The organism is Halapricum hydrolyticum, from assembly GCF_025517535.1.
Lineage (GTDB): Archaea > Halobacteriota > Halobacteria > Halobacteriales > Haloarculaceae > Halapricum > Halapricum hydrolyticum.
This window is the reverse complement of sequence record NZ_JAOPKC010000021.1, coordinates 38000-48487: the sequence shown is the minus strand read 5'-3', so window position 1 is coordinate 48487 and position 10488 is coordinate 38000. Positions and strand designations below refer to the sequence as shown.

The 10488-nt window shown below is 59.2% G+C and carries 13 protein-coding genes and 1 tRNA gene; 6 read left to right on the top strand and 8 right to left on the bottom strand.

The window, feature by feature from the left end:
- Nucleotides 1-122: 122 nt before the first annotated feature.
- Both OB916_RS13990 and OB916_RS13985 read right to left on the bottom strand, forming a co-directional pair.
- A complete protein-coding gene (locus OB916_RS13990) occupies nt 123-629 on the bottom strand; it encodes a type IV pilin N-terminal domain-containing protein (RefSeq protein ID WP_315909912.1) in 507 nt (168 codons plus the stop codon).
- A 3-nt stretch (nt 630-632) separates the two neighbouring features.
- Nucleotides 633-1112, bottom strand: a complete 480-nt coding sequence (locus OB916_RS13985) for a type IV pilin N-terminal domain-containing protein (protein ID WP_315909911.1) — start codon at nt 1110-1112, stop codon at nt 633-635.
- A gap of 375 nt (nt 1113-1487) precedes the next feature.
- Between OB916_RS13985 and gnd the strand changes: the two genes are divergently transcribed.
- From gnd to OB916_RS13970, 3 genes are all read left to right on the top strand, one after another.
- Entirely contained in the window at nt 1488-2393 is a 906-nt protein-coding gene (gnd, locus tag OB916_RS13980) for a phosphogluconate dehydrogenase (NAD(+)-dependent, decarboxylating) (RefSeq protein WP_390884089.1), read from the top strand.
- Between the two features lie 101 nt (nt 2394-2494).
- Nucleotides 2495-3070, top strand: a complete 576-nt coding sequence (locus OB916_RS13975) for a 2Fe-2S iron-sulfur cluster-binding protein (RefSeq protein WP_315909909.1) — start codon at nt 2495-2497, stop codon at nt 3068-3070.
- Between the two features lie 82 nt (nt 3071-3152).
- Nucleotides 3153-3225, top strand: a tRNA-Arg gene (locus OB916_RS13970).
- Nucleotides 3226-3610: 385 nt separating this feature from the next.
- Here the strand turns inward: OB916_RS13970 and gfo6 are convergent.
- The 4 genes from gfo6 to OB916_RS13950 all read right to left on the bottom strand — a co-directional run bounded on the left by gfo6 (nt 3611) and on the right by OB916_RS13950 (nt 7391).
- A complete protein-coding gene (gene gfo6 / locus OB916_RS13965; protein ID WP_315909908.1) occupies nt 3611-4696 on the bottom strand; it encodes a D-xylose 1-dehydrogenase Gfo6 in 1086 nt (361 codons plus the stop codon).
- A gap of 542 nt (nt 4697-5238) precedes the next feature.
- Complete coding sequence (locus OB916_RS13960; RefSeq protein WP_315909907.1) at nt 5239-5703, bottom strand: hypothetical protein; 465 nt, start codon at nt 5701-5703, stop codon at nt 5239-5241.
- Between the two features lie 234 nt (nt 5704-5937).
- Nucleotides 5938-6156: a DUF1328 domain-containing protein gene (locus OB916_RS13955; protein ID WP_315909906.1), complete on the bottom strand. Its 219-nt coding sequence runs from the start codon at nt 6154-6156 to the stop codon at nt 5938-5940.
- A gap of 290 nt (nt 6157-6446) precedes the next feature.
- Entirely contained in the window at nt 6447-7391 is a 945-nt protein-coding gene (locus OB916_RS13950; protein ID WP_315909905.1) for an NAD-dependent epimerase/dehydratase family protein, read from the bottom strand.
- Nucleotides 7392-7585: 194 nt separating this feature from the next.
- Here OB916_RS13950 and OB916_RS13945 point away from each other — a divergent pair, with 194 nt between their 5' ends.
- Nucleotides 7586-7870, top strand: coding sequence for a hypothetical protein (locus tag OB916_RS13945; protein WP_315909904.1), 285 nt, complete (start codon nt 7586-7588; stop codon nt 7868-7870).
- Nucleotides 7871-8018: 148 nt separating this feature from the next.
- Here the strand turns inward: OB916_RS13945 and OB916_RS13940 are convergent, their stop codons facing one another.
- Together OB916_RS13940 and OB916_RS13935 are read right to left on the bottom strand one after the other, a co-directional pair.
- The gene (locus OB916_RS13940; protein WP_315909903.1) at nt 8019-8375 is read right to left on the bottom strand and encodes a YbjQ family protein; all 357 of its coding nucleotides are present in this window, start codon (nt 8373-8375) and stop codon (nt 8019-8021) included.
- 268 nt (nt 8376-8643) lie between these two features.
- Nucleotides 8644-8979, bottom strand: coding sequence for a multicopper oxidase domain-containing protein (locus OB916_RS13935; protein ID WP_315909913.1), 336 nt, complete (start codon nt 8977-8979; stop codon nt 8644-8646).
- Nucleotides 8980-9100: 121 nt separating this feature from the next.
- Between OB916_RS13935 and OB916_RS13930 the strand changes: the two genes are divergently transcribed.
- Together OB916_RS13930 and OB916_RS13925 are read left to right on the top strand one after the other, a co-directional pair.
- Complete coding sequence (locus tag OB916_RS13930) at nt 9101-9787, top strand: phosphatase PAP2 family protein (RefSeq protein WP_315909902.1); 687 nt, start codon at nt 9101-9103, stop codon at nt 9785-9787.
- Between the two features lie 50 nt (nt 9788-9837).
- A complete protein-coding gene (locus OB916_RS13925) occupies nt 9838-10473 on the top strand; it encodes an SOUL family heme-binding protein (protein ID WP_315909901.1) in 636 nt (211 codons plus the stop codon).
- Nucleotides 10474-10488: the final 15 nt, after the last annotated feature.

The following is a 10488-nucleotide window of genomic DNA, read 5'->3' as shown; positions in this document are numbered from 1 at the left end:
TTCGGGACAATAATGATCGTGGCGTCGATGACCTGATGGAAGAAATCGATCACCTGTTCGTTCATTCAACAGCTGACGCTAACGTGCAAAGCTGAGTAAAAAGGGAAAAGGATGTTCGTTAGTTAGGCCTCGGGACCTTCCCAGGTGCCGAGTGTGCTGGAGCTGTCGCCCGAATCGTCGGTCCAAATGACTTTGACGGTAGCCTGAGAAAGGTCGAGAGTATTACTGCTGCCGAGGGAGCTAAAGCCACCATCATCTAATGTGATCGTCGTACCCGCAGTGAGCTCGTCGCTACCTACATTACTACTAGTTATGAGGTCTGTATCATATGATACACTAGCATAACCACCACCGTCATCACCGTAGGCATCGTTGACTGTCAGCGATGTCTGACTGACAGCGAGCGTGTCACCACTCTCATGAGTGATGTCAAGCGTATCAATGTCGCCACTTGCGTTCGTATAGTCGAAGTTGAGGCTCGCCTGCGGCGTCGTGTTCGTCGTGTCGCCCAGTCCGAGCACGAACGACGCAATGACGGCCGCGAGGATCACCGTGATCGCGACCATCAGGATCACGCCTATCACCGGACTCACTGCGTCGTCGTCCGTGATGAGTTCTTTCAGTTTCATTGTTTATGCGTCAGGGCCTTCCCAAGAGCCGAGTGTGCTGGAGCTGTCTCCAGAAGAATCTTCGTAGACGACGCGAACGGTGTCTCCATTCGCTACCCCAACATTAATTGTATCACCAGCTGATATTTTGTCGCCCGAACTGTACTTCGGACTGTTACTGGAGTCCGTAGCAACTTCAACATCTGAACTATCAGATGAACCTCTGATATACAGCTGGGTGGCTTCAATACTATCCCCGCTTTCATGAGTGATAGTCAGGAGACCATCCGTACCAGTGTTCCCGAATGAATCGGTTGTAGAGGTATCGCCCTGGTCGTAATCAAAGTCAAAACTAGCCTGCGGTGTCGTGTTCGTCGTGTCGCCCAGTCCGAGTACGAACGACGCGATGACAGCCGCGAGGATCACCGTGATCGCGACCATCAGGATCACGCCGATCACTGGACTGACTGCATCGTCGTCCGTGATGAGTTCTTTCAGTTGCATGGTTTGTATCGTTCTGATGCACGCCAGCACGGACACGCGTTCGACGGTGACCGACGACTCGATCTGCCCCGCGTGCCCGACTGCCGTGTCTGCTCGTTTCTGTCTCCGGGTTCCTATATAAACCTTTACTATCGTTCGATTCAACCAGCCTACAATCGGTTGCAGTCGGGCCTTTTTCTCGGCGTGAAAAGACCCCCGCGACGGTTCTCGACGCGGAAAACTGACTGATACTCCCGGAAATCCTGAATTTTATCTCTGATGTCTATGATAGCCCCCCGTGATCGGGGAGTATCAAATGTGAATATAGTGGGGCGGCAGGAGGGTTTCGCGATGCGAATCACAACCCCTACTATCGGGGGCAGACCAGAGTGGGGTATGGAGATCGGAGTCATCGGACTCGGACGGATGGGACGCATCGTGGCGGATCGACTGCTCGCGGACGGCCACAGCGTGGTCGCCTACGACGTCGACCCCGAGACCGTCGCCGCGGCCGCCGAGGACGGCGCTACGCCCGCGGAATCGATCCCGGATCTGGCCGAGCAGCTGTCCTCGCCCAAACGGATCTGGCTGAACGTGCCCGCCGGCGACCCCGTCGACGCCGCGCTGGAGGAACTGGAGCCGTACGTCGACAGCGACGACATCGTCGTCGACGGCGGCAACTCCAACTTCGAGAACTCGATCCGGCGCGGGGAGGAAACCGACGCCACGTATCTCGATTGCGGGACCAGCGGCGGCCCGGCCGGCGCGGAGCTGGGCTTCTCGATGATGATCGGCGGTCCCGAATGGGCCTACGAGGAACTGACGCCGGCGTTCGACGCCGTCGCGACCGGGCCGGAGGGCCACGACCGGATGGGCCCCTCGGGGTCGGGCCACTACGTGAAGATGATCCACAACGGCGTCGAGTACGCGCTGATGCAGGCCTACGGCGAGGGCTTCGAGCTGCTGGCCAACGGCCGCTACGACCTTGATCTGGAGGCCGTCGCTCACACCTGGAACAACGGCTCTGTCATCCGGTCGTGGCTGCTCGAACTCGCCGAGGAGGCGTTCCGCGAGGAGGGCAACGACCTCGGCGATGTCGCCGATTACGTCGCCGGCGGCTCGACCGGCACCTGGACGGTCCAGGAAGCGCTCGAACAGGAGGTACCGGTCCCGCTGATCTATCAGGCGCTTGCCGAGCGGTTCGCCTCGCGAGCGACCGGCGACGGCAAAGGGCGGTTCTCCCGCCGGCTGGCCAACCGACTCCGGTACGGGTTCGGCCGCCACGAGATCGCGCGGAAGTAAACTGGTGAGCGGCCATCAGCGGAGCGGAGGGGGAGCGGGAGATCGCCGGGGGATTTGCCGGTGAACCAACCCCTATAAGACGCTGTTTCATATCGGGGCACATGGTTCAGACAGTGGGCCTCCTGCTCGGCCTGGCGTTGACGCTCGTCGCGGTCGTGCTACACTTCGCGCGCGGGACCGGCTGGCAGGCCGGCGAGGACATCTCCCGCGAGGTGCTCGAACGGCGAGCCGCCACCGTGCCGGAGACGGACTTCCCCGAGCCGTATAACCGCGGCGTCGGTGGCGGCGGCGGCGTGCCGGCCGAAGCGATCGCTGCCGGCGATTCGGAGGGCGAACTCGAGGAGAGCGAGGAAGAGTCCGGGTTCGATCCCGAAGCGATCGAGGAAGTCGAGTACTACGAGATCGAGTTCGCGAAGGAAGGCCAGACGATCGAAGTCGCCAACAACGAGACCATCCTGGAGGCCGGCGAAGATGAGGACTGGGACTTGCCGTACTCCTGTCGACAGGGCCAGTGTCTCTCGTGTGCCGGCCATATCGACGACGGGCCGGCCGAGGAGTTCGTCCGCCACAGCAACAACGACACCCTCTCCGAGGAGGAGATGGACAACGGCTACTGTCTGACGTGCGTGGCCTACCCGACCGCCGAATTTACGATCAAGACTGGCGAACAACCGTAGATCATCCCCGTCCGATCGACGGGCGGTCGTGGTCAGTGCAGTTCACAACCATTATACTCTCGTCGGCGATACTGCTCCGTGAGGGCGCGTAGCTCAGTGGACAGAGTGCTTGGTTCCGGACCAAGTTGTCAGGGGTTCAAATCCCCTCGCGCCCGTCGCATTTTGCTGCGAGCAATTCGCGAGCAGCAAATGCGCCATCGAGGGGATTTGAATCACGCGAGACGAGCACAGCGAGTCTCGCCATCGGGTTCAAATCCCCTCGCGCCCGTATTTTCGCGGCCGTAATCACCCGACAGCAACGGGGTGAGATTGGACGAACGCAAAGGCTTTGCTTTCGTTCGATGGGGGAGCGGCCGAGTGGGTGTCACGGGAATTCGCGTACAGCCAAACTGGTGGCCTTTCAGAAAATCAATCGCTGATTGATACAACACCCTCATACTCTGTCAGGATGCGCGTGCTGGATATAGAAAATGGAGTCAGCACAGATATCGTCGCAACACGAGCACTACAGTGACTATCTTTGAGCCCGGACACGAGCGGTCACTCGACGGCTATGGGAGTGCCGGTGGCTGCGGACTCGTACACCGCATCGAGGACGCGCATGTCGGCCAGTGCATGCTCGCCATCGGGGACGAAATTGGTGTCAGTCAGCAGGTGATGGCCGAAGTACGCGAACTCCTCTTCGAGTTGGTGGACGGGGTCGAATTCAATCTCCGACTCGACACCATCGCGGACGAGTGTGAGTTCACGGGCTTCCCGCTCGTAGAACGCGGGATCGAGGATGAGTTGTCCGTCAGTGCCAGTGATTTCAAGTCGGCTGGCGTGCTGTGCGTTCTGACTCACTGAACAGAGCGCACGAACGTCATCGGGGAATCGCAGCTGGAAGGTGGCGTGTTCGTCGACCTCTTCGAAAGGGTCGTGCGCCGAGCGTGTGTGGCCGTACACTTCCGTCGGGTCAGCGTCAAGGATGAACCGCGTCGTGTTGAGCGGGTAGATGCCGATGTCCATGAGTGCACACCCACCCGAGAGGTCGGGGTCCAAACGCCACTGACCGGTCTCCTCACCCAACTCTCCGAGCATCGTCTGTGACATGGTGCCGTGAATGTGGAGGACATCACCGATGAAGTCCCCGCGGAGGAGTTCTTTGAGACGACGCACTGCGGGGTCGGTCTGCATCCGATATCCCACCATCAGGGGAATATCAGCATCGTCACAGATAGTTACGAGGCGCCTTGCTCGGTCGAGAGATGCCTCCAGTGGTTTCTCACAGAGGAGTGCAGCGCCCTGATCGGCCGCGATTTCGGCATATTCGAGATGGGTCGCGTTCGGCGTCGCGACGTAGACCGCGTCGTACGCCTCGCTGGCCACCCCATTACGGAATTTCTCGGGCGTGAGTCCTATGAGATCGTGCTCGTCCGCGACGGTGGCTACGGCATCTGGGTCGATATCGATTGCGACAGTCGCCTCGGTGAACCCCGAGCGCTCGATGCCCGGAAGTGCCCACTCACGGGTGAACCAGCCTAGGCCGACGACTGCAATCCTGACTGTGTCGCTGACGGCAGTTGGATCGCGGGTCTGCCAGTCTCGGTGGGTGAACTCGTCGAAGTACTCGCCAAGAGAGTGCATGACAACTGGACATCGGCCTAGCACTCAATAACACCCTCGCCTCTGCACGTTCAGAGACTCCCGAAATCCATTGCCGGCAGCATCAGCTGTTACTGCCCTCTACATTGTGTCCCGACTGAAACATTCAGAGACGATTGTGGGGAATTCGCGCCTTCTATCTTGCACAGTCGTAACCGATTTGATCGACTCCTGTCAGTAATGTCGTGACCGAGGCAGAGCGTGTCTCTTGCACTGACAGAGAGAGCAGATTGGTTCATCGCTCTTCTAGCGGGGATTGTGGATATCGCTCCAGAGGGGCGAGCGTCGTCGCTGATCGACAGCGAAGTCTGCTCACAATCCGGTTTTGAGTCCGTTGCCAATACCAGAAAACCGCCCGAAAGCGCGCCATCAGCAATCTCCGTTAAAAGAGCGTCTCGTCGGTGAACTCGTGCCGTCAGGCGGCCGGGGTTCTCAGGCGCTGTCGTTCGGCAGGTAAGCAGGCTGTGTGGGTGGCACGCTGGTAGCTACCGTGAGTCCGGCCCCCAGGACTCACAACCGGTCGGTCAGTAGGGGTCGGGATTCAGGTGGTCCGGAACGACCACGCGCCGCGCGAGGACACCCACCGCGCCGCTCACCATTCCGGTGATCGCATAGACGGGGACGAAACCTACGAACCCTACGAACCCGTAGAGCGGCACCCAGTAGAAGAAAAAGTCCCCGGAGTTGGAGTACCACAACACGAAGAGCGTGACGGCGCCCACGACCGAGAGCGCGATCAAACCGTAGATCCCGGCCCGTAGCCCCGCAACCAGACCGTCGTAGACATTCGTCCCGAGAACGAACCCGGCGACGACGCCACCGACGGCACCACCGGCGTACAGAGCAGTCGTTCCCCAGATCTCGACGCCTCGGAGGAAGAACGCAGAGATGACGTACAACAGGACGACACTCGTTCCGATACCAGTCACCCACCAGCGCTGCCCGACAGCACTCAGTACGAACTCGTGACGGGTGTAGCTCGAACCCATACGAGCGATGCATACGGGAAATTATTATAATTTATGACGCTCTTCTAGCGGGGGTTGTGGATATCGCTTCAGAGGGACGAGCGTCGTCGCTGACCGACAGCGAAGTTTTCTCACAATCCGGTTCTGGGTCCGTCACCGATATCAGGAACCCACCCGAAAGCGCGCCATCAACAATCATTGACCCGGAAGGCCTGTCGTCCGGGGCCGGGTTTTCCGCCGGTAATCGACGTTAGGTTAGAGGATGAATGAGATGATAGCCAGAATGACGAATATGATGACAAGCCATTTGGCGATCTGCATGCTGAGCCCGGCAATCCCCCTCGCACCGAGAATCGCCGCAACGACCGCGAGTACCAAGAACAAAATCGCGAGTTCGATGAATCCCCCTCCAAATTGCAGCGGGACTATCTGTGCTGACGTCGATAGATTCACGGCTGCTTGGCCGAGTATCATACATATGATACGAGATCGGGACAGTAGTTGCTGCTGCATGGTGCATCATACTACCAAAGATTGTGACAGTCCAACGTGCAAAAGTGAGTCTACCAAAACAGTACATCGTTCAACTGTCTCTACCGATCCGTCTCCCCGTCAGTTGCCGAAAGATCGGTGACCGATACGTGCTGTCTATGCAGCGGTGTTTTGTGGTAGGTTCACAGAATTTCGAGGCGGATGCCACGGGGCTTGACTCCGAGGCAGTTGATACTTCAAGCTTTGCAACGGGATTCTCATGGAGTCCCGCTCTAGAAAGGACGGGCGAAGTCCGGATATCGAGGCGATTCGTCTTCGGCACCTTTCCAGGAGTGAGCGGGTTCCCACCCGAGAAGCGATTTCGCCTTGAGAGTCGAGTACGCGGATTCGTCTCCCGACAGATCGCAGTTGTCGGGAAGGTATCCGAAACCAGCCTTGATCGCTTCAGTCGTTTCGACACCGAGGAAATTGTCCGGGCCGAACGCGTTGACAACCTCGTGGCCAGTGATCGTTTGATCGATCGCCTTTCTTACAAGTGAAACAATATCCCGGATGTCGATGTACGACCAGAGGTTGCCGAACCTGTCTGCGCTCTCGAAATCGAACTGCTCTCGGACAGAGGTGATTTCATAGCGGCCGGGATACTGAATCCAGGACGAACGGATCGAAACAGCCGAAACATCGAACGCATTCGTAACCCGTTCAGCGGCTGCTTCACCGGCGAGTTTTGAAGTTTCATATCCGTTCCACGGCTTGACCGGATGGGTTTCGGTTACGGGAAGGGACTCCGGGAGTTCCGGCTCTGGCCAGTGGGTTCCGTACACAGTCTCACTGGATGCCCAGACGACGTCGGCGCCGGTGCGTCCAGCGGCCTCAAGTGTGTGATAGGTACTCAATACGTTGTTCTCGTAGACGTCGCCACCCGCGTGATTCTCTTCGTGTGGAATGTTTCCAAAATGAACGACGGTGGTCGGGTCCGCATCGAGGATTGTCTCGAACGTTGTTCCCTGATCAGTCAGATCAACTGCCTGGAAATCGACCCCAGCTATATCGGTTGACTCCGGAAGTGTCTGATCCATCGCGACTACATCGTAATCGTTTCGGAGATCATCAACGATCCAGCTGCCCGCACCGCCGAGCGCACCGGTCACAACGACTGTGTCTTCCATACTCGCGGTAGGTTCGCATACATAAAAGTCTATACGACATCTGTCCATCGCTTTGCGACTGCGTTGGACACCCAGGGTTTGGTCGATGGTGGTGTCGGATTCCTCTCCGTCCGACCCGTTTGTGCTTCCGACTGGGCTGTCGGAAGCCCTGCATGAGGCCGGAGGCTCCACCTCGAAGCCGCTGAGCAGTTCATCGCTACCGAGTCGGAACCGTGAAGGCGCCAACAGGAGAGTGAAGAACGATGAGCCCTACTGTTCACGAGGTCCGGAACGCGATTCGAGCGGCAACAGGTCGCTTCGAACGGGAGGTCGAGGCGTCGTTCACGAAGGAGGAACTGCAGGCGATTTGTGAGGTGCTTGAGGTCGATGTCGACGAGGCGGGGCGGCCGTCGACAACGCGGATGCGCCGACTGATTCGGGCGCAGGTTGACATCGCGGAGTCACCGGAGACGGCAGACGACTCCACGTTCCGGAAGGCCGACCTCCAGGCGATTGCTGCGGTGATCGGAGCGTCGTTCGAACCGTAGCCGCCAGTCGCCCGATCGGTTTGCCTGCAATGATTCCCGATCCGATGACCTAGATGACCTCCTTCTGACCGGCGCCCTGTGTATCTTGCACGCCTGGCCCGATATGTCAGACTATCGTTATAAGGAGTGTGCAAAAGAAGTGAATAGACTACTCGAGGCGGACAGCAGTCCCGTAAGCGATCACTTCGGATGCACCCTTGGTGATTTCGGACGTTTCCATTCGGACGTTGACGACGGCATCGCCGCCCATCTCGACTGCGTCAGCTTCCATTCGCGCGATCGCCTCGTCGCGGGCCTGAGAGAGCAGCGTCGAGTACGCTTTGAGTTCTCCACCGGCAAGGTTCCTGATACCCTGGGTGATGTCTCGACCCACGTTTCGTGCTTTGACCGTGTTGCCTCGGGCGATTCCGAGAACTTCCACGATTTCATGACCCGGGACCGTTTCGGTCGTGACAGTTGCGACGAGCGACTGGTGAGCGTCAGGAGACTGTATTTCTGTAGCCATGGTACGTATACGTCGTTTGAGAATATAATACTAGCAGCGAGCCGTGTGTACACGCGGCAGTGCGGCGAACGGGCGCTGCCCGATACTGCCGGCTGTAACATTTCAGAATGGTTCGCCACCCCGGGGTGGCGAATATCTGTACGAACGTACAGCAGGCAGTATGAAGAGGGATTCGCTCGGGATACTGAGATCGGTCCAGTGGGTAGGCCGGAAAAGAAAGACGAAGCGCCACCGGTCCAGAAAAGCGTCGAACGGTGACGAACGAGCCCTACTCGATGACGTAAGGCAGCATCATCTCCTGGTCTTCGTGCACCAGGATGTGGCAGTGCCAGACGTAGTATCCGGTGTAATCCTCGAAGGACGGACGGATCGTCACTGCTTCGTCTGGATACACGCTTACTGTGTCCTTGGGCCCGACCTCGTTGGCCGGGATCGGGTACGTCACCCCGGTCAGGTAGTCGCTCACCATCGGGTCCTCCTCCGCTTCGCGGGCGGCTGTGAAGCCAGTCGCGTCGAACCCTTCCCGCTTCACAATGTCGAAGTCCACCAGATGCAGGTGGATCGGATGCGCGTCACCGATCGTGTTGGCGAGCACCACCCACAGATACTCTCTGTGAATTGTGAGGGGGTCATCAGATGTGTATCCGGTCAGCGATGGATCCCGACTGCCGAAACCGAAAGATTATTTACAATTCTGCCAGACGTGGCTGGTAGGGACACTGTAGATGAACATATCGATAGGTCCGCGCGACGCACGGTACGTCGTCCCTCCACTTCTCGCGTCCGGCATCGCAAGCATGGCGTCGAAGGTGACGCCGCATGCACTCCAGACGTCGGTGGTTCACGGGCTCGAGGGCGGCCTCGTCTCGCTGTTCCAGCCGGTTTCGAACCCGGCCCTCACGGCGTTTTTCGTCCTGATCTACGTCGGGCTCTATCCGTTGCTGTTGGGGCTGACGTACGTCGGCCTCAAGCGCGAGCGGGGGAAACGACACGTCGACTATGCGTTCACGTACACCGCTGTCGTCCTGGCAGCGACACCGTTGTTCTATTTCGCGCCCGTCGGCGTCACCGGCTACACCGTCGAGGGTGTCGAACCGTTGCTCTACGAGGGGAGCGGCATCGTCAGTTCGCTCGTGACGAGCATCGATACGCTTCAGAAAGCGATGCCGAGTCTACACCTCGCACTGGCTGCGACGGCGTCGCTACACGCCCCGCGGGGCTACGAATTCCTCAGCTGGAGTGCCACCAGCCTCATCGCGCTCTCGACGCTCTATCTCGGCATCCACTGGGTGAGCGACCTGATCGTCGGCGCCACTATCGCCTACGGCTGTTACGTCGTCTTCCCGATCGTGCAGTCTCACGTCGAAGACAGCCAGGAGCCCGCCCCGGTCGACGGCGTCCACGGCGACTGACGGTTCCGTACGGGCAGTCTGTTGATATCGCTGGGCCGCGAAGGTCTGGTATGGAACGGATCACGAAGGCAGTGCTCGTCGGTGCCAGCGCGCTCCTCGTCGGGTGGATCGGGTGGGGGATCTACTCGACTCGGTCGGTGAAATCGGTGCCGTACGAGCGGGTCCGACAGATCGGAGACGTCGAACTCAGGCGTTATCCCCGGACCGTCCTCGTCGAGACGACGGCGGACGACCAGCGGACAGCCTTTCGACGGCTCTTCCGGTATATCTCGGGAGCCAACGACGGCGACGAGTCGATTTCGATGACCGCTCCGGTCGAAACGCAGGGCGGGACGTCGATTTCGATGACTGCACCGGTTCGGTCGGAGACGGCCGAGAGCGAGGCTGACGCGGTACGAATGGCGTTCTATCTGCCCGCCGAGTACGATCCCGACACGGCACCCGAGCCGACGGATCCCGGCGTCGAACTCGTCGTCGAACCGGAACAGACGATCGCAGTAACCCGGTTTTCGTGGTACGCGCCGGAGTGGCAGGTCGAGCGCCAGTCGCGAACACTGCTTGCGGCGCTCGAGAGCGACGGGATTGAACCACTCGGCGAGCCCACCCTCCTTCGATACAACGACCCGTGGACGCCACCGTTTCTGCGACGGAACGAAGTAGCGGTCGAGGTAGCCGCCGAGAGCTGACGGTCGCGTCGGGGC

Bases quoted from the DNA above. Each gene is read 5' to 3' on its own strand.
- OB916_RS13990 (WP_315909912.1), bottom strand. From the start codon at position 629: ATGAAACTGAAAGAACTCATCACGGACGACGACGCAGTGAGTCCGGTG.
- OB916_RS13985 (WP_315909911.1), bottom strand. From the start codon at position 1,112: ATGCAACTGAAAGAACTCATCACGGACGACGATGCAGTCAGTCCAGTG.
- gnd (WP_390884089.1), top strand. From the start codon at position 1,488: ATGGAGATCGGAGTCATCGGACTCGGACGGATGGGACGCATCGTGGCG.
- OB916_RS13975 (WP_315909909.1), top strand. From the start codon at position 2,495: ATGGTTCAGACAGTGGGCCTCCTGCTCGGCCTGGCGTTGACGCTCGTC.
- gfo6 (WP_315909908.1), bottom strand. From the start codon at position 4,696: ATGCACTCTCTTGGCGAGTACTTCGACGAGTTCACCCACCGAGACTGG.
- OB916_RS13960 (WP_315909907.1), bottom strand. From the start codon at position 5,703: ATGGGTTCGAGCTACACCCGTCACGAGTTCGTACTGAGTGCTGTCGGG.
- OB916_RS13955 (WP_315909906.1), bottom strand. From the start codon at position 6,156: ATGATACTCGGCCAAGCAGCCGTGAATCTATCGACGTCAGCACAGATA.
- OB916_RS13950 (WP_315909905.1), bottom strand. From the start codon at position 7,391: ATGGACAGATGTCGTATAGACTTTTATGTATGCGAACCTACCGCGAGT.
- OB916_RS13945 (WP_315909904.1), top strand. From the start codon at position 7,586: ATGAGCCCTACTGTTCACGAGGTCCGGAACGCGATTCGAGCGGCAACA.
- OB916_RS13940 (WP_315909903.1), bottom strand. From the start codon at position 8,375: ATGGCTACAGAAATACAGTCTCCTGACGCTCACCAGTCGCTCGTCGCA.
- OB916_RS13930 (WP_315909902.1), top strand. From the start codon at position 9,101: ATGAACATATCGATAGGTCCGCGCGACGCACGGTACGTCGTCCCTCCA.
- OB916_RS13925 (WP_315909901.1), top strand. From the start codon at position 9,838: ATGGAACGGATCACGAAGGCAGTGCTCGTCGGTGCCAGCGCGCTCCTC.